This window comes from Amycolatopsis sp. NPDC000009, assembly GCF_055563465.1.
In genome coordinates, this window is sequence record NZ_JBVHDI010000026.1 from 47540 (window position 1) to 65137 (window position 17598).

Annotated in this window: 18 protein-coding genes; 4 read left to right on the forward strand and 14 right to left on the reverse strand. The window is 68.8% G+C overall.

Annotated features, from left to right (window positions below; translation table 11 throughout):
* Nucleotides 1-193 precede the first annotated feature (193 nt).
* Together ACZ3HL_RS39930 and ACZ3HL_RS39935 are read left to right on the forward strand one after the other, a co-directional pair.
* Nucleotides 194-1384, forward strand: coding sequence for a PucR-like N-terminal domain-containing protein (locus ACZ3HL_RS39930; protein WP_465411844.1), 1191 nt, complete (start codon nucleotides 194-196; stop codon nucleotides 1382-1384).
* Nucleotides 1385-1420: 36 nt separating this feature from the next.
* Nucleotides 1421-2665, forward strand: a complete 1245-nt coding sequence (locus ACZ3HL_RS39935) for a PucR family transcriptional regulator (RefSeq protein WP_465411845.1) — start codon at nucleotides 1421-1423, stop codon at nucleotides 2663-2665.
* A 368-nt stretch (nucleotides 2666-3033) separates the two neighbouring features.
* On the opposite strand, the gene ACZ3HL_RS39940 is transcribed toward ACZ3HL_RS39935, so the two are convergent.
* Genes ACZ3HL_RS39940 through ACZ3HL_RS39990 form a run of 11 tightly spaced genes read right to left on the reverse strand, consistent with a single transcriptional unit; the run spans nucleotide 3034 to nucleotide 12922 of the window.
* Nucleotides 3034-3657, reverse strand: a complete 624-nt coding sequence (locus ACZ3HL_RS39940) for a hypothetical protein (RefSeq protein ID WP_465536857.1) — start codon at nucleotides 3655-3657, stop codon at nucleotides 3034-3036.
* Between the two features lie 11 nt (nucleotides 3658-3668).
* The gene (locus ACZ3HL_RS39945; RefSeq protein ID WP_465411847.1) at nucleotides 3669-4172 is read right to left on the reverse strand and encodes a hypothetical protein; all 504 of its coding nucleotides are present in this window, start codon (nucleotides 4170-4172) and stop codon (nucleotides 3669-3671) included.
* A 5-nt stretch (nucleotides 4173-4177) separates the two neighbouring features.
* Entirely contained in the window at nucleotides 4178-5278 is a 1101-nt protein-coding gene (locus ACZ3HL_RS39950) for an MCE family protein (protein ID WP_465536859.1), read from the reverse strand.
* Nucleotides 5278-6264, reverse strand: coding sequence for an MCE family protein (locus ACZ3HL_RS39955; RefSeq protein WP_465536861.1), 987 nt, complete (start codon nucleotides 6262-6264; stop codon nucleotides 5278-5280). The genes ACZ3HL_RS39950 and ACZ3HL_RS39955 overlap by 1 nt, the downstream gene beginning before the upstream one ends.
* A complete protein-coding gene (locus tag ACZ3HL_RS39960; RefSeq protein WP_465411850.1) occupies nucleotides 6261-7265 on the reverse strand; it encodes an MCE family protein in 1005 nt (334 codons plus the stop codon). The genes ACZ3HL_RS39955 and ACZ3HL_RS39960 overlap by 4 nt, the downstream gene beginning before the upstream one ends.
* The gene (locus ACZ3HL_RS39965) at nucleotides 7265-8275 is read right to left on the reverse strand and encodes an MCE family protein (RefSeq protein WP_465411851.1); all 1011 of its coding nucleotides are present in this window, start codon (nucleotides 8273-8275) and stop codon (nucleotides 7265-7267) included. Before ACZ3HL_RS39965 ends, ACZ3HL_RS39960 begins: the two co-directional genes overlap by 1 nt.
* On the reverse strand, nucleotides 8272-9285 hold the full coding sequence (locus ACZ3HL_RS39970; protein ID WP_465536863.1) for an MCE family protein: 1014 nt from the start codon (nucleotides 9283-9285) through the stop codon (nucleotides 8272-8274). Before ACZ3HL_RS39970 ends, ACZ3HL_RS39965 begins: the two co-directional genes overlap by 4 nt.
* Nucleotides 9282-10505, reverse strand: coding sequence for an MCE family protein (locus ACZ3HL_RS39975; protein WP_465536865.1), 1224 nt, complete (start codon nucleotides 10503-10505; stop codon nucleotides 9282-9284). The genes ACZ3HL_RS39970 and ACZ3HL_RS39975 overlap by 4 nt, the downstream gene beginning before the upstream one ends.
* Nucleotides 10502-11341 (reverse strand): MlaE family ABC transporter permease, encoded by an 840-nt coding sequence (locus tag ACZ3HL_RS39980; protein WP_465411854.1) that lies wholly within the window; start codon nucleotides 11339-11341, stop codon nucleotides 10502-10504. Before ACZ3HL_RS39980 ends, ACZ3HL_RS39975 begins: the two co-directional genes overlap by 4 nt.
* Nucleotides 11342-11345: 4 nt before the next feature.
* On the reverse strand, nucleotides 11346-12149 hold the full coding sequence (locus ACZ3HL_RS39985) for an MlaE family ABC transporter permease (RefSeq protein WP_465411855.1): 804 nt from the start codon (nucleotides 12147-12149) through the stop codon (nucleotides 11346-11348).
* A 2-nt stretch (nucleotides 12150-12151) separates the two neighbouring features.
* Nucleotides 12152-12922, reverse strand: coding sequence for a hypothetical protein (locus tag ACZ3HL_RS39990; protein ID WP_465411856.1), 771 nt, complete (start codon nucleotides 12920-12922; stop codon nucleotides 12152-12154).
* Between the two features lie 387 nt (nucleotides 12923-13309).
* Here ACZ3HL_RS39990 and ACZ3HL_RS39995 point away from each other — a divergent pair, with 387 nt between their 5' ends.
* Both ACZ3HL_RS39995 and ACZ3HL_RS40000 read left to right on the forward strand, forming a co-directional pair.
* Nucleotides 13310-14254 carry an ATP-binding cassette domain-containing protein gene (locus tag ACZ3HL_RS39995; RefSeq protein WP_465411857.1) on the forward strand — a complete coding sequence of 315 codons (945 nt, stop codon included), beginning with the start codon at nucleotides 13310-13312 and terminating at the stop codon, nucleotides 14252-14254.
* The gene (locus ACZ3HL_RS40000) at nucleotides 14251-15102 is read left to right on the forward strand and encodes an ABC transporter permease (RefSeq protein ID WP_465411858.1); all 852 of its coding nucleotides are present in this window, start codon (nucleotides 14251-14253) and stop codon (nucleotides 15100-15102) included. The genes ACZ3HL_RS39995 and ACZ3HL_RS40000 overlap by 4 nt, the downstream gene beginning before the upstream one ends.
* 266 nt (nucleotides 15103-15368) lie before the next feature.
* On the opposite strand, the gene ACZ3HL_RS40005 is transcribed toward ACZ3HL_RS40000, so the two are convergent.
* Genes ACZ3HL_RS40005 through ACZ3HL_RS40015 form a run of 3 tightly spaced genes read right to left on the reverse strand, consistent with a single transcriptional unit; the run spans nucleotide 15369 to nucleotide 17585 of the window.
* On the reverse strand, nucleotides 15369-16499 hold the full coding sequence (locus tag ACZ3HL_RS40005) for a glycosyltransferase (RefSeq protein ID WP_465536867.1): 1131 nt from the start codon (nucleotides 16497-16499) through the stop codon (nucleotides 15369-15371).
* Nucleotides 16496-17281, reverse strand: a complete 786-nt coding sequence (locus ACZ3HL_RS40010; RefSeq protein WP_465411860.1) for an alpha/beta fold hydrolase — start codon at nucleotides 17279-17281, stop codon at nucleotides 16496-16498. Before ACZ3HL_RS40010 ends, ACZ3HL_RS40005 begins: the two co-directional genes overlap by 4 nt.
* 4 nt (nucleotides 17282-17285) lie before the next feature.
* Nucleotides 17286-17585 (reverse strand): phosphopantetheine-binding protein, encoded by a 300-nt coding sequence (locus ACZ3HL_RS40015; RefSeq protein ID WP_465536869.1) that lies wholly within the window; start codon nucleotides 17583-17585, stop codon nucleotides 17286-17288.
* Between the last annotated feature and the right edge of the window lie 13 nt (nucleotides 17586-17598).

Sequence of the window (17598 nt, forward strand, 5' to 3'; positions counted from 1 at the left end):
GGCTGATTTTGTTGCCAGCAAGGATAAAAACATGACCGACTTGGATACCGGATTCTCGCGGCACGATCTGCGGTCCGCACGACCCGAACCCGGCGTGCGTCACCCCGCCACCCCGCTCCGCCAGCCACCGGGTCCGGTCCAGCGACCGCGCGCCTTCACGCCGGCACCGAGAACCCCAGTGGAGAACCGACCTGTGCGCAGCACCGGTGCGAATGGACTGTGGGCGTCACTGCCCAGAGACCTTGGCGAGCGGTTCCGGCCGCGGGCCGACCCCTTGGCACGAGCCATCCTGCAGGAGGTGCAACGAGCCGTTCCCGAGTACGCGCAGCCGTTGGAAGGCGCGTTCGGACAGATCATCACGCAGGGTATCCGGCAGGCGATCCTGCACTGCCTCGATACCGTCGGTCAGGGGACGGCGCCACTCGACAAATGGTCGGCGGTGTTCCGCAACCTCGGAAAGGTCGAATTCAACGAGGGCCGCAGCCTCGACTGTCTGCAGACGGCCTACCGCGTCGGCGGCCGCGTCGCGTGGCGGCACGTTTCGGAATTCGGACAGGCGATCGGAGCGGACGCCGATCTCCTGTGCACCGCGGCCGAAGCGATTTTCGCTTACGTGGACGAGATTTCCGCCCTGTCCATCGAGGGCTACACGGCCGCGCAGGAGCGGGCCGCGGGCACCAGGGCCAGACGCAGGCGCAGGCTGCTCGAACTGATGCTCTCCGATCCCCCGGCCTCACCACAGTCGATCGCGTCCCACGCCGCCAACGCGCAGTGGGCGCTGCCGACCGAGATCACGGTCGTCGCACTGGAGCGACGGCTCGGCCCGCTGGACCCCGACAGCGCCGACCTGGACGCCGACGTCCTCGTCGACTTCGAGGGCCCCAAACCCTGCCTGGTCACCGGCGACCCGGACAAGCACCTGAAGGATCTCGCCGAACGGCTCCCCGGCTGGCGCGCGGTGATCGGCCCGGCCGTGCGGCTCACCGAAGCACCGCGCTCCCTGATGTGGGCCCGCCGCACGCTGCGGCTGGTCCAGCGCGGGGTCCTTCCGGACAATCCGGTCACCCGGTACAGCGATCATCTGTCCACCCTGTGGCTGCTCGCCGACGAGTTCCTGGTCCGTGAACTGTGCACGCGCAGCCTCGCGCCGTTCGACGACCTCACCCCCAAACAGCGGGCGCGGCTCGGCGAGACGTTGCTGATCTGGCTGCAATCCCGGGGCAGCGCTCCGGAGATCGCGAAGAAGCTCAAGGTGCACCCGCAGACCGTCCGGTACCGCATGCACCAGCTCATCGATCTCTTCGGCGACCGGTTGAACAACGCCGACGACCGGCTCGACATGGAGATCGCCCTGCGTGCGGAGGCCTTGCTCGCCGAGGACTGACAGATCAGCGTTTCCCACTCACAACGAGGTGACGAGGTGACCCGACCGCAGGACGCCCGCAGCGGGGTGCAGGCGACGTACGGTCCGCTGCTCACGCCTGCCCGGCCGGGTGGGCCGGGCGGGCGCCCGGTCCAGCTCTGGGCGCTGCTGCCGAGAGAGCTGGCGACCGTGTTCAGACCCGTGCTGGCCGACGTGGCCGGGGAGGTGGTCCGCGAGATCCAGCGGACCATCCCCGACTACGCGCGGCCACTGGACGGCGCGTTCGGGAAGGCGCTCAAAACCGGCGTCCAGATGGCGTTCCTGCAGTTCGTGGAGCGGATCGGGAACCCGGACGCGCCGTCGGAGGACCGCCGGAGCGTGTTCCTGAGCCTGGGTGTCCAGGAGTTCCACCAGGGCCGCAACGTCGACGTCCTCCAGGCGGCGTACCGCGTCGGCGCCAGGGTGACCTGGCGCCGGGTGGCCGAAGCGGGCCGTCGCGCGGGAGTTCCTTCGGCGACGCTGTGCCTTCTCGCGGAGGCCATCTTCGCCTATATCGACGAACTGTCGGCGCTCTCGGTCGAGGGTCACGCCGAAGCCCGGGAAAAGGCCGCCGGCGCACTGGAGCGCCGGCGGCACCGCTTGATGGAACTCCTGCTCGCCGAGCCTCCGTCGCCCCCAGAGGTCGTCAAGCACGCCGCCGACCTGGCACGCTGGCAGCTACCGGACCTGCTCGTCGCCGTCGCCCTCGACCGGCCGCCGGACGAAGCACCGGCGGCCGCGCCGACCGCGCTCGCCGACTTCGAGAGCGCCTCCCCCTGTCTTCTGCTCCCCGCACCGGAACCGGACGAACGAGACCGATTCGCCGAAGAACTGACCGGCTGGCGGGCCGCGATCGGCCCCGCCGTCCCGCCCGTTTTCGCGGCACGTTCGCTGCGGGCCGCACGCGAGGCCCTGCGGCTCGTCGATTCCGGCGCGCTCGCCGACGAGCCCGTGACGTGGTGCGTCGACCATCTTTCGCGCCTGTGGCTGCTCAAGGAGCCGTTTCTGGCCACCGAACTCGTGCGGGAACGGCTCGGGCCGCTGGCCGGCTTGACCGGGAAGCAGCATTCGCGGCTGGCGGGGACGCTACTGGCGTGGCTGGAGACGTGCGGAAACGTCCGCGAGGTGGCGGAACGGCTCGCCGTGCATCCGCAGACCGTGCGGTCCCGCGCCCAGGAGCTGGAGGCGCTGTTCGCGGACGGGCTGCGGGATCCGGAGCGGCGGTTCGAGATGATCCTCGCGCTGCGGGCGGCCCCTTCCTGAGGCTTCTGGAAAGTCCGTGAAGGCCTCCTTGAGGGACCCAGGGTCCTTCAAGGAGGCCTTCACGGACTGGACGGCGGGCCGCCCGCACAACGGGATCCGGGGAGCGGCCGCAGCCGAGGTTGCGAAAGCCACTTTCGGGACATCAGACGTCGCGAAAGTGGCTTTCGCGACGTGATCGTCGACGGGTCGGGGAGCCCGGCCGCAGCCGACGTTGCGAAAGCCACTTTCGCAACGTTGAAGGTTGCGAAAGTGGCTTTCGCAACCCCCGGTCAGGCCCGGCACCCAGCAGCACCCCGTACGTAGTACATGAAGGCCCCCTTCCTTGCGTCTGGCGCAAGGAAGGGGGCCTTCACGTACAACCGAAGCGGTCAGGCGGCAGCCAAGGCCGTCACCCGCCACTTCCCTTCGGCCCGTTCCGCGTTGACGCTCAGCTGAGCCGCACCGGTACTGCGCTGCCCGTCCCCGCGCACGCCGGTCTGGTCCAGGAACACCAGCAGCGACGCCCGGTCCCCGTCGAGGACCTTCACCCCCGACACCACCGCGGTCGAGGTCACGACCAGCTTCTGGTCCGCCGCGAGCCCCCGGACCTGCGCGAACAGCTGGTCGTACTGTCCCAGCGCCGGCCCGGTGAGGACCTCTTTCGCGGCTCGCTCACTCTTGGCCGGGTCGTCGTAGCGGTAGGAGAAGACCGTACCGAGCGCCTTGCCGATCTGATCGCTCACCTCCGCGGTGGTGGCGACGTCGGTCAGCGCCGTGTTGTGCGCCAGCACCGCCGTGGCGTCCCTCGCCTCGATGGCGAACCACCCCGCGAGGCCCGCCATCACCAGCGCGACCGCGCCCAGCACCACCGCTCCCCGCCGCCGCACCGGAGCCTCCGAAACGACAGCAGGAGCCTCTTCGACAGGAGTTTCGAGAACTCGCGTGCTCCCGCCCATCTTCCCGGCGACCTTCACCGCGCGCCGCGGCGGTTTGACGGCTCGTTTCGTGGTCATCCCGTCCTCCGTCAGGGCTTTCCGGTGTCGGTCACCGGCACCTGGCCGAGCGACGTGACGCGCCACCCGTCGGGTGTCCGGTTCAGGCCGGCGCGGAACCGGTTGTGCTTGGTCACCGCTTCCCCGCCTTCGGGCCGCACCTCGAGTTCGACCGAAGCGATCACCTCGGCCGTTCCACCGCCACTGTCCACTTCGGTCACCGCGGCATCGACGACCCGGCCGGTGGTGACGGTCTTCGCCTGGCCGATCCGGCCGAGACCGCCTTCGCGGTCACGCGCCAGTTCGTCGTGCAACGCGCCACCGGACAGGTTCAGCCAGTTCTGGTAGCCCTGCTCCGCCTGCCGGTAGTCCAAAGTGGTCAGAGCGGCGACCGCCTGCCTGCCCACCTGCAACGCCTCCTCGCGGACCGTCGCCCGCGCGACGCCTTCGTCGTGGCTCGCGTCCCACCACGAGTAACCGAACCAGGCCGCCAGCGCGGTGGCCGCCACGGCGAGGAAAGCGGCGATTCGAGTCATGGCCTTCACCTTCCCGGCACGTTCTGCGAGCCGCGCACGTTCGTGGGGTTGCCCTTGGGCAGGGCACAGCGCGCCGCGGTGTTCAACGGACGCGGCGACGTGTCGAGTCCGTCGCGGTAGGCGGTCCCGTAGCCGGTGACGCACGGAGGCGGATCGAAGAACGTCAGCGAGAGGCCGACGCGCGCGCCGTCCGGTCCCATGATCGCGTGCCCCGCGGCGACCGCTTTCGGCGCGGTGACCAGCAGCTGCTCGATGCCGTCCTGGCGCGTTTCCAGCACGTCCGCGGTGGTCAGCAGGTTGGCCAGCAGGATGCCGAGACTCGGGCCGGTCTCCCGCAGGAGCGTGCTGACCTCGTTCGCGGCCGCCGGGACGGCCGGGATCAGCCGCCGCAGATCGCCGTCGGAGTTCTTCAGCGTCGCGGCGAGCAGTTTCGCGTTGGCGCCGAACGAGCGGATCGCGTCCGCCTGCGAGACCTGGGTGTCGAGCACGGTCTGCGCGTCGGTCACGAACCTGGTCAGCGGGCCGACATGCGCGCTCGCCTCTCGCACGAACTCGATCCCCCGCCCGACGAGCTGGTCCAGCGCCGGGCCGGCGTCGGACGTCGCCTTGTACAGCTCGTCGACGACGGTCCGCAGGGCGGGCTTCGGCACCGAGTTGGCGAAAGAGTCCACGCTGGACAGGACGACGTCCACCGGTAGCGGGATCTTCGTGTCCGCCTCGGCGATCACGGAACCGTCCCGCAGCATGGCGCCGTCGGCGCGGCGGGGCCGCAGATCGACGTACTGTTCGCCGACGGCGGATCGGTTGGCGACGACGGCTTCGGTGTCCGCGGGCACTTGCGGGCCGCCCGGCTCGAGTTCGAGATCGACCTCCATGCCGGAGGCGGTCAGCCGCAGTTCACCGACCCGGCCTATCGGTACGCCCCGGTAGGTGACTTCGGCGTTGCTGAAGATGCCGCCACCGGTGGCGAGCCGCACTTTGACGGTGTACCCGCGATCGAGCACCAGTTTGTCCAGGCCCGCATAGGTGGCGCCGACGTACGCGACGCCGAGGACCGCGATGGTCACGAAGACCACCAGCTGCACTCGGACGAACTTGGTCAGCATCAGCGGCCACCGCTGTTCTTGAAGGTCAGGAACGTGTTCAGGTAGTCCCCGCGGATGGCCTCCAGCGCGGCGTCGGGGAACGGGAAGGTGAAGATCATCTCCATCGCCTTCGGCAGTTTGTCCCCGGACTCGGCCAGCTTCCGCAGCAGCGGTTCGAGCGCCTTGAGGTCGGCGACGAGGTCGTCCTTGCTGCGGTTCACCGTGTCGACCGCCACCGAGGTGAGCCCGTCCAGCGACTTGAGCATCCCGACCAGCGCCTGACGCTGCTGGTTCAGCACCTCGATCCCGGGGGTGAGCCCGTTCAGCGTCGCCTTGATCTCCTCGGTGTTCGCGTTCAGCGTCGCCGCGAGCTTGTTCACGCTCTCGATGGCACGAGTGATCTCGGCCTTGTGCTCGTCGAGCCCGCGCACGAATTTGTCCAAATTGGACAGCAGGCTGCGTGCCGCGCTCTCCTTGCCGCCGAGCGCGTCGTTGAGTTCGCGGGTGATGTTCTGCACCTGCGCGACACCACCACCGTTGAGCAGCAGGGAAAGCGCGCCGAACACCTCCTCGATCTCCGGGGTCAGCGAAGAGCTGGCCAGCGGGATCACCGCGCCGTCGACCAGCCGCCCGCTCGGCGTGCCCTCGGGCGGCGGGGCGAGCTCGACGAACTTCTCGCCGAGGATGCTCGCCTGCCGCAGCCGTGCGACGGAGTTGGCAGGCAGGTTCACGTCCCCGTTGATGAGCAGGCCGACCACCGCGCTGCGGCCGTCCGGCGCCAGCTCGACGGTCCGCACCTGGCCGACCGGGACGTCGTTGACCTTCACCCCGGACTGGGGCACGAGGTCCAGCACGTTCGTGAAACTCGCCGTGACGTGGATCGGGCGCTCGCCGAGCGCGGCCCCGCCCGGCAACGGGATGTCGTAGACGTCGACACCGCCGCTGCAACCGGTGGCGGCCAGCACGAGGACCAGGACGGCAGATAGTGTCCTGCGCCGGGCTTTCATTTCGCCCCCGAGAATTCGGTGAGGTTCCCCCGGCCGTCCAGCGTTCCCGCGCCCTGGTTGTACGCGCCGAGCACGTTCGCCAGCGCGTTCGGCGCGGCGTCGAGCGCTTCGCTCAGCGAAGCCTTCTGTTTGCTGAGCAGCTTGGTGATCTCGGCGAGTTTGTCCACATCGGACTTCACCTTGCCCCGGTTGTCCTTGATGAAACCCTGCACCACGCTGAGCGCCTCGGTGAGTTCGGTCATCGCGCCGGAGAACTGGTCCCGCTGATCGGCCAGGATCTTGCTGAGCGAGGACATCTGCTGGATCGCCTGTTTCACCTTGTCGTCGTTCGACGCGAGCATCGCGGTGAACTTGCTGATGTTGTCGACCGAGTTGAACAGGTCGTCCTTGGAATCGCTCGCGGTCCTGGCGAACTCGCCGAGGTTCTTGATCGCCTCGCCGAGTTTGCCGCCGTTGCCGTCGAGATACTCCGCGGCCTTGGTCAGGACGTCGCTGACCGCGCCGTCCCGGTTGGCGCCCTTCGGTCCCAGCGCGGTCATCAGCTGGTTGAGGCTGCCCAGGAGTTCGTCGACCTCGACCGGGGTGACCGTGCGCTCGGGCGGGATCCGGCCGTCGTCGCCCAGCTCCGGCCCGCCGGCGTACACCGGGGTGAGCTGCACGTACCGGTCGGCGACCAGGCTCGGGGTGATCACCACGGCGCCGACGTCGGCTGGCAGTTTCACGTCGGGCCGCACTGTCATGGTCACCTCGACGTTCGTGCCGCGCGGTTCGACCTTGGTCACCGAGCCGATCGGGACGCCGAGCACCCGTACCTCGGTGTTCGGGTACACGCCGACGGTAGCCGTGAAGAAACCGGTCAGGACGCGGTCGGCCTGCCTGGTCAGCAGTGGCCAGGCCGCCGTCACGAGCAGCCCGGCGACGACGGCGAGCGCGAGCCTCCGCACCCAGGCCCGCCTCCGGGTCTGGGCCCCGAGATCCGACAACGTGAAGTGGCGCCCCATCAGCGTCCCCCCTTCCTCGAAGGCATGCAGCTGCCCGGCGTGCCGCCGGTCGGGACGAGCCCGCAGATGTAGGTGTCGATCCAGCGGCCGTTGCCGACCGCGTTGCCGAGCAGGCGGTAGAAGGGCCCGGCCAGCCGCAGGCTCTCGTCGAGCTTGTCCTGGTTCCGCAGTAGCACGGTGGCGACGCGATCGAGCTGGTCGAGCGCCGGGCCGAGGGTCTTCTGGTTGTCCGCCACCAGTCCCTTGAGCTGGATCGACAGGTTCTTCACGCCGCTGAACAGCTTCGCGATGGCGTCCTTGCGGGCGTTCAGCTCCGTGAGCAACGTGTTGCCGTCGCGGATCAGCGCCTCGATCTGCTGCGAGCGGTCCCCGAGCGTCTTCGACACCTTGTTGGTGTTCTCGAACAGCTTCACCAGTTCCTGGTCGCGGGAAGCGAGCGTCTTGGACAGCGCGGTGATGCCGTCGAAAGCGGTCCGGACCTCCTGCGGGGTGGAAGCACCGAGGGTTTCCGACATGGTTCCGAACGCCTTCGCCAACTGGTCGGTGTCGATCGCGCCCACCGTGTTCGCGAGGTCGTTGAACACCGTGGTGACGTCGTAGGGGGAACTCGTGCGCTGCACCGGGATCGGCTCGTCCGGATCCAGTTCCGCGTTGCCGACCGGGTCGAGGACCAGGTTCTTCTGCCCCAGCAAGGTCTTGATCTTGATCGCGGCGGTGGTGCGGTTGCCGATCCAGGTGTCCCTGACCCGGAACAGGACCTTGACCCGGCCACCGTCCAGCAGGACGTCGGAGACCTCGCCGACCTTGACCCCGGCGACGCGGACCTCGTCGTTGCGTTTGAGACCGGCGGCTTCGGTGAACTCGGCCGCGTACGTGGTTCCGCCGCCGACCAGCGGGAGATCGTCGGAGAAGAAGGTCGCCGAACCCGCCACCGCCATCAGCAGCGCCGTGACGGCGCCGACGACGATCGGGTTGCGGCTGCGGAAGGGTTTGATCCTCGGCGCTTTCACCGGCACCGTCCCTGGGTCAGCGGGATACCGACCGGCGGACCGCCGGGGGCGGGCGGCGCGTCCGATTTCACCGAGCACAGGTAGAAGTTGAACCACGAGCCGTACGAGACCATCGAGCCCATGCGGTCCAGTTTCTTCGGCAGGTTCGCCAGGAACTGCTCGAACACCGGGGTGTTGTCGGCGAGGTTCTTCGACAGGTCGCCGAGGGTGGTGATGCTGTCCTTCAACGGCGCGCGGCCGTCCTGGAGCAGATCCGCGGTGGCGGTGGTGAGCTCGCCGAGCCCGCCGATCGCCTGCCCGATGGGTTTCGCGTCACCGGCGAGCCCGGAGACCAGCTGCGCGGTGACGTCGACGAGTTTGTCGAACTGGTCGCCCTGGGAATTGAGCGTGTCGAGCACCGTGTTGAGGTTCCCGACCACCTGGCCGATCACCTCGTCCTTGCCCGCCAGCGTGTTCGTGAGGGACGCGGTGTGTTCGAGCAGGCTGTCGATGGTGCTCCCCTCGCCCTGCAGCACCTGGACGATCTCGAACGACAGCTGGTTGACGTCGCTCGGCGAAAGCGCCTGGAACAGCGGTTTGAACCCGTTGAACAGCGCGGTGAGATCCAGGGCCGGCTGCGTCCGCTCGGGCGGGATCAACGCGCCCTCGTCGAGCATCGCCGGCCCGTCCGGGCCGGGGTCGATCGAGAGGTACCGCTGGCCGACGAGGTTGCGGTACCTGATGGTGACGGTGGCCCCGGCGGTGAGGCGGCGCTTGTTCTCGATCGAGAACCGCACGTCCGCCAGTCGCCGCTCGACCACGCCGATCGAATCGACCTGGCCGATCCGTACCCCGGCCATCCGGACCTCGTCCCCGGGGTTGACCGAGGTGGCGTCGGTGAATCTGGCGGTGTAGCCGACCGTCGTGCCGACCCCGGAGTTGGCGATGGTGATCGCCAGGATCCCGGTCGCCACCACGGTGATCACGAAGAAGATCAGGCCCTTGATCGCCGGACCCGCGATGTTCCTCATCGGACGGTCACCTCCGTACCGCGCAAGGCCGGGCCCACGAGCACGCTGCTCCAGTCCGGGACCTCGGCCGGCTTCATCCCGAGCGACGGCGCCAGGATCTCGGCGACCAGCCCCCGCTCCCCCTTCGAATTGGCCGGGCCGAGGTCCCCATCGGCGGCGAACGAAACCGCCGCCGAAGACCCACCCCCGCCATAGCACCGAGGCCCGCCCTTCTGGTCGAACCGCGGATCGTCCCGGCCCGGCACGTATTTGTCGCGCGGGTCGTGGACGGACAACGTCACGTGCAGGCCGGGCTCGCCGGTACCCTTGCCCAAGGCCTTCTCCATCACCGGCTTGAGCCGGTTCACCGCGTCGAACAGACAGGGGAACTGGGGTGAATAGCGGGAAAGCAGCTCCAGGGTCGGCCTGCTCTTCACGCTGACACCGATGATGTTGTCCTTGTTCTGCACCAGGAACTTGTTCAGGTCGCCGCTCGCGGTGGTGACGCTGGAGTACAGCTTGTCGAGGTCGGCCCGAGTGTCCACAATGGTCTTCGCGGTGGTGGAGAGATCCGAGAGGGCCTTGAGGATGTCCGGCGCCGCGCCGGTGTAGAGGTCCGCCACGTCGGCGAGCCCGGTGACGTCGGCCTTGAACTGCGGCATCAGCGGGTTCAGCTGGTTGAGGAGGTCGTTGAGCTGGACGATGCTGTCCCCCAACGACTTTCCGCGATTGTCGAGCGCGAGCGAGATCGCGCCGAGTGAGCTGTTCAGCTTCTGCGGCTGCACCGCCCGCAGGAGGGGCAGGAGATCGCCGAGGACGCGTTCCAGTTCGATCGCGTTGGACGACCGGTCCTGGGTGATGACGTCGCCCGCCGCCAGCGAGCCGCCCTCGGGCCGGTCCGGCAGCACGAGATTGACGTACCGCTCGCCGAACACCGTCTTGGGCAGCAGCCGGGCCGAGACGTTGCGCGGCAGCTGATCTATCTTCGCCGGGTCCATGGCGAGGTCGACCTCGACGCCGTCCCCGCTGGCGCGGACCGCCCTGACCTCGCCGAAGGGGACCCCGCGGACCTTGACCTCGGCGGGCGGGGCCAGCTGGTTGCCGACCCGGTCCGTCTTGAGCGTGACCAGCTCCGCGCGATCGAAGTCCTTGTTGAAGATCGCGACGGAGAGCCAGCCGAGCAGCACCAGGATGACGAGGAAGACCACCCCCGCCGCCTGTGTCCGTGCCCGCGCGCTCATCCGGAGACCTTCACCGTCGTGGTGGCGCCCCAGATCGCCAGGCTGAGGAACAGGTCGAGCACGCTGATCAGCACGATCGACGTCCGCACGGCGCGGCCGACGGCCACCCCGACCCCCGCCGGGCCGCCCGCGGCGCGATAGCCGTAGAAGCAGTGCGTGAGGATGACGCCGACGGCGAACACCAGCACCTTGACGAAGGACCACAGCACGTCTTCAGGCGGTAAGAACAAGGAGAAGTAGTGGTCGTAGGTGCCGCCGGACTGTCCGAAGAAGACGACCGTGGTCACCCGCGAGCCAAGGTAGGAGATCAGCAGGCCGATCACGTAGAGCGGGATGATCGCGATGAAGCCGGCCACGATCCGGGTGGTGACGAGGTACGGCATGCTGCGCACGGCCATCACTTCGAGCGCGTCGATCTCTTCGGAGATCCGCATGGCGCCCAGTTGCGCGGTGAACCCCGCGCCGACCGTCGCGGACAACGCGAGCCCCGCCGAAAGCGGCGCGATCTCGCGGGTGTTGAAGTAGGCGGTGAGGAAGCCGGTCATCGCGGAGATGTTGATCTGGTTCAGCGCGCTGAAGCCCTGCAATCCCACCGTGATCCCGGTGAAGACGCACAGTCCGACCATCACCCCGACGGTGCCGCCGATCACCGCGAGTGCCCCGCTGCCGAAGGTCACTTCGGCGAGCAGGCGCACCACTTCCCGGAAGTAGCGCGTGACCGCCATCGGGATCGCCGCGAGCGCGCGGATGTAGAACAGCAACTGGTCGCCCAGCTCGAAAAGACTGTTGCCGGGGCGTTTGAACGCCTCGCGGGCCCGTTCGGGGACGCTGGTCACGGGATCAGGTTCCCTTCGCGGGGACGAGCTGCAGGTACAGCGCGGTCAGGATCGTGTTGACGAAGAACAGGAGCAGGAACGTGATCACCACCGACTGGTTGACGACGTCGCCCACGCCTTTGGGGCCGCCCTTGGGGTTCAGGCCCCGGTAAGCGGCGACGACGCCGGCGAGGAAACCGAAGATGAACGCCTTGATCGAGCTGATCACGAGATCGGGCAGCTGGGCCAGCGCGTTGAAACTCGCGAGGTACGCGCCCGGCGTCCCGCCCTGCACGATGACGTTGAAGAAGTAGCCGCCGAGCACGCCGACGACGCTGACCAAACCGTTCAGCAGCACCGAAACGCCGATGGCCGCCTGCACACGGGGCACGATCAGCCGGTGGATCGGCGAGACGCCGAGCACCTCCATCGCGTCGATCTCCTCGCGGATGGAGCGTGCGCCCAGATCCGCGCAGATCGCCGACCCGCCCGCTCCCGCGATGATCAGCGTGGTCACGATCGGGCTGGCCTGCTGCACGACGGCGAGGACGCTCGCGGCGCCGTTGAACTGCTGTGCGCCGATCTGGCTCGTGAGCGAACCCAGTTGCAGCGAGATGACCGCGCCGAACGGGATCGACACGAGGATCGCGGGCGTGATCGACACGCTCGCGATGAACCAGAACTGCTGGATGAACTCGCGGACCTGCACCGGGCGGCGGAACATCGCGAGGACGACGTCGATCCCCATGGCGCACATGCGGCCGAATTCGCGCAGGCCCGCGGCGGCCTTCTCCGGCGCGCGGGCGAGCAGGGCGACTGGATTGGCCATCGTCAGGCTCCACATCCGTTGGGGGGCGGGCCATCGCCGACGCATCGCAGCCTGAGATTGGTGACCAGGGTGTTGCCGGGGCCGGAGACCAGGCCGGTGAGCAACGGGCTCAGGTCCTCACGGACCCCGCATCCGGCGAATCCCGGTGTCGTGAAGGTGCTCGTGACCTTCACGGGCGGAGCGGGAAACGCGAGCGGCACGAGGGCTTTGATGTTCACCGAGACCGATTGCGCGGTCCGGCAGTTCGGGCCGACGTCGAGGACCTTGCCGTCCACCTTGACGTTCGAGAGCTTGATGAACACCTTGTTCGTGACGTCGGTGTGCGCGCAGATGTTGGTGCCGACCTCCTTGCAGTCGCCGGTGGAGCCGGTGTCCACGTCGACCACGCCGGTCGCGTCGCCGTCCGGGATGAGTTCGACGTCGCCGGTGGCGGGCATGAACCGGAAGGAGACGAAGTAACTCGACGTCGACGGGATGGCGAGCTTGCCGGTGATCGGCGATTTGTCGCTGAAGCCGAGAATCATGCCGTCGAACCGGCCCTGCGGGAAGGTGATGTCCGAACCGAGTTTCGCGACTCGGCTGGTCGTGGGCTGTTGTTCGTCGCCGACGTAGAAACCGAACTTGAGCCCCGCCTGGGCGATGGCTGGTTCCGGCACCCGTGTCTGCTGTGTCCGCGCGGGGTCGGCGGAGGCGGAAGCCAGGGAAAGCGCACCCAGCCCCAGCACCGCCGGGAGCAGGAAGGCGCGCAGAACGCGCCCGGTCAGCACTGACATTCGGGCTTCCTCATTTCGACTTCTCCGGCCGAACGGCCAACTGGTGCAGCACGCTACTGACGGAATGCCGGAGGGACAAGTAATTCGGGAATGGCGGCTCCGCGAGGGGAAAAGGTTGTCACGGGCGTAACTGTTTCGCGGCGCGGCTCGTGAGTGGTAATGACGGTTCTTTTGACGTGAGTGCCAAGGAGACGTAGCGACCCTGCTCTGGCGCCCCGTGGCAGCCGCCGTGTCGCGAAACTTCAAGAATCCGGCCGGTCTCGCGGGAAGCGGCGGTAATTCTTTTTGTCACCTCCGTCAGCCGAGACGGCCGGGGAATTGTCACGCGCACCCGGAGTACACGCCCGTTCATTGCGGCCGCACCGAAACCCCCGCTACGTTCGGCGAATGGAGCAGGCTGCCATCGAGGTGACCGGCCTCGCCAAGCACTACGGTGAAGTGACGGCCCTCGCCGGCGTCAGTCTCCGGGTCGGCCGCGGCACCGTGCTCGCGGTGCTCGGCCACAACGGCGCGGGCAAGACGACCCTCATCGACATCCTCAGCACCCGTGTCGAACCGGACGGTGGCAGCGCCAAGGTCTGCGGATTCGACGTCGTGCGCGCCGGGCATCACGTCCGGCGGCGGATCGGGGTCACCGGCCAGTTCGCCGCGGTCGACGACGCGCTCTCCGGCCGGGGCAACCTCGAACTCGTCGCCCGGCTGCTGGGTGCGAACAGGCGCCAGGCCAGGGCCCGCGCGGCCGAACTGCTCGCCATGTTCGGCCTCGACGACGCGGCCGACCGCCCGGCGCGGACGTACTCCGGCGGCATGCGGCGGCGGCTCGACCTGGCCGCCGGGCTCGTCGGCTCCCCCGACGTCCTCTTCCTCGACGAACCGACGACCGGCCTCGACCCGCTCAGCCGGGCGGGGCTCTGGGACGGCGTCGAACGGCTCGCCGCCCGCGGCACCACCATCGTGCTCACCACGCAGTACCTCGAGGAGGCGGACAGACTGGCGGATCACGTCATCGTGCTGGGGCTGGGGCACGTCACCGTTTCCGGGCGGCCCTCGGAGCTGAAGGCCCGGCTCGGGGAACGGACCGCGACCCTGACCTTCGGCACCGACCTCGCCGCCCGCCGGGCCTTGGCCGCGATCCACCGGCTCGGCATGAGCTGCACGACGTCGGCCACCGGGCTGGTGATCGGTGTCGCGCTGTCCGGGCCCTCCGACATCACGGTGCTGGTGCGCGCGCTCGACGCGGCGGGCGCGCCGATGAAGGACCTCACCGTCGCCGAGCCGACGCTCGACGACGTCTACCTTTCGCTGCACCGGAATCCGGCGGTCACGCCATGACCGAGGCAAGGCATCGCGCGCCGTCCCCGCCGGTGCTGGGTGACCCGTCGACCTGGCCGCCGAGCACGTTCGCCACCCAGGTCCGGGTGCTCGCCGCCCGCTCGCTGAAGACGGCGTTCGGCGACCGGCGGCTGGTGTTCTTCGGGCTGCTGCAACCGATCGTGCTGCTCCTGCTGTTCAGCCAGGTGTTCAACGGCGTCAGCACGCTGCCCGGGGTCGCGGCCTACCAGGGTTACGTGAATTTCCTCGTCCCGGCGACACTGGTGAACATCGCGATGACGACGGCGATGAGTTCGGGCGCCGGTCTGCTCGCGGAGATCTACAGTGGCTTCACCGGACGTCTCCGCTGCATGCCCATCAGCCTTTCGGCCGTCCTGGTGGCGCGCACCATCTCCGATTCCGCGCGGCTCGCCGTGCAACTGCTGGTGACCGCGCTCGCCAGCGTGGTGCTGCTGGGTTTCCGGCCGACCGGCGGCGTTTTCGGGGTCACCGCGGCCCTTCTGCTCACGCTCGTCGTCGGCTGGTGCCTGAGCTGGATCTTCGTCGCCATCACGACCTGGCTGCGCAAGGCCGAAACGCTGCAGATGGCGTCCTTCGTGGTCATGTTCCCGCTGATGTTCTCCTCCAGCGCGTACATGCCGCTCGAAACGATGCCGACGTGGCTGCGGGTGGTGTCGGCGCTCAACCCGCTGACCTACGCGATCGACGCCACCCGCGCGCTCGCGCTCGGACGGCCTTCCGGCTGGTCGGTCCCTGTTTCGCTGGCGATCGCCGCCGTGGCGGCCGCGATCGGCGGGTGGATCGCGGCCCGGACGTTCCGGTCGCCGCGAAGCGTCGCCCCGATGTGACGTCGTGGGTCCGGCTGATAACGGGTGCCGGCGTTGCGAAAGCCACTTTCGCAACGCTGGAGGTTGCGAAAGTGGCTTTCGCAACCTCCAGCAAGGGACTTGGCCCCTTGGACGAGTCCATGCTCAAGGCGCGCGTCGCGAAAGGCCGGGCGACCGGACCGGAGTGGGCGTGAAGGCCCCCTTGCCTACCCTGAAGGTAGTGAAGGAGGCCTTCACGGACAGTCGGTAGTACATGAAAGACCCCGTCATGTACTGATGGCGAAACGTCAGCGCGGCAAGGCTTCCAGGTGGTCCACCGCCGCCACGACTCCCCCTGCCGCCGCGAACGAGGCCCGCACCCGCGCGGCCGCCGCGGCGTAGGCGGGCTCGGTCAGCACCTCGGTGACCGTGTCGCGGATATCGGGTGCCTTCACCCGGTCGAAGCGCAGCCGCAACCCGGCGCCGGCGGCCTCGACCTGCTGAGCCAGCATCGACTGGTCGTCCCGGATCGGCGCGATCACCAGCGGCAGCCCCGAAGCGAGGGTCTCGCTGACGGTGTTGTGCCCACCGTGGCAGATCACCGCCGCCGCCTTCCGCACCACTTCCGCCTGCGGGATCCGCTTGACCACCAGCACTTCGCCGCTGAGCAGCTCACCGGTCGGGTCGACGACGAGGCCCTGGACCTCCGGCATCCCGGCCAGGGCATCGACGCATTCGGACAGGAAGCGGCGGCCGAGAGCGGCGTTGGCGGTGCCGAGGGTGGCGAGAACCAGCGGGCGGCCGTCGAGCCGGTCCCACGAGAAGCCCACCGGGGGCGCTGGGGCCAGCGCCGGGCCGACGAACCGGACCGCGCCCACGTCGGCGATCGGGCCGGTCAGGGACACGGTGGTGAACGCCAGGATGAGTTCCGGGGAGAAACGCAGATCCCCGCAGGACACCTTGTGCCGCGCGCGCAGGCTGTCCTGTAGTCCGTCGACCCAGGCGGCGATCTTCGGCATGGCGCCCAGCGGATCCCCGAGTTCGGTGGACGTCGACGCCGAGGTCACCCACGGCAGCGCGCGACGGCTCGCCACGAGGGCGCCGGCGAACGCCTGCTGGTCGGCGAGCACGACGTCGGGCCGGAACGCGGCCACCGCCTTCTCGACTCCCGGCACCATCGCGTCCGCGAGCGGAACCAGATACTGCTCCCAAAGGTACTTCAGCGCCGCGAACCCGCGCAGGCCTTCGGGACGGCGCTCGACGGCGAACTCCAGCGCGTCCCCCGCCGCGTACACCCGGCCCGCCCGGGTGAGCTCGGACGTCGTGGGTTCCGGACCGCACCAGGCGACGTCGTGGCCACGCCCCACCAGCTCGGCGGCCACCGCGCGCAACGGCGCCACGTGCCCGGTGAGCGGCGGCACGACCAACAGGAATTTCATCCGCGTGGCCTCCCGTGCCGCGAGATCCAGTTCAGCAGCAGCTCCCGGACTTCCCGGTGCTGCTCGACGAGCACCGAATGTCCCTGCCCCTCGAACACGTGCAGTTCGCCGCGGGGCAGCACCGACGTCAACGCGGTGAGATCGTCGGCCTGATAACCGTGACTGCCCAAAATGGACAGTACGGGGCAGCCGATCCCCGCCACCTGGTCCAGCGTCAGCAGCGGACCGAGCGGGACCTCCTCGGCCATCGACGTGGACATGATCCGCTCGGCCGCCATCCGCGCCAGCCGCCGGTGATGCGCGCTGTAGTTGGCCTCGATCCAGTCGAAGCTTTCCTCGACCTTCAAGAAGCGCACGGTGTGTTCGAGGATCTGCGCCATCTTGCCCGCCCACAGCTCGGTGGCGGGCTCCGACTCGATGCACACGATGCTGCGCACCCGCTCCGGTTTCGCCACGGCGTAGCTGTAGGCGAGGGTGCCGCCGAAACTGTTGCCCACCAGGTGAACGGGCCGGTCGAGGTCGAGCTGGTCGAGCAGGTCGTCGAGATCGGCGACGAAGTCCCCGATCGTGTACCCGCGTTCGGGGCGTTCGGTCTTGCCGTGCCCGCGCAGGTCGTAGCTGATCACGTCCACCCCGGCGGCGGCCACCGGCGGGGCGAGCGTGAGGTAGAAGCTCGCGAGGCTGTCGGTGCCCATGCCGTGCAGGAACACCACGGTCTCCGTGCCCCCGCCCGGAACGAGCTGCACGTTGGTGCGCAGCCCGTTGACGGTCATCGTCGGCATCGCCTCACCCCCGTTCGCCGAGACGGGCGGCCACGTAGTCGGCGATGTCGCCGACCCGGAGCCCGATCACGTCGTCGAGGTCCTTCTCCGCCAGGAACTCCGCGAGGTTGACGTCCTCGCCGAAGAACTCGGCGAGGATGCTCGCGAAGGTCACCAGGTCGATGCTCTCCAATCCGAGATCCTCGTGGAAGGTGGTCCCCGGGGTGATCTCGATGCCGAGGACGTCGATGTCCCCGACCAGTTCTCGCAGCAACTCCGCCACGGTGCCGAAGACCGACGCCGGGCTCTGCTGTTCGATCGTCATGCTCTTACTCCTT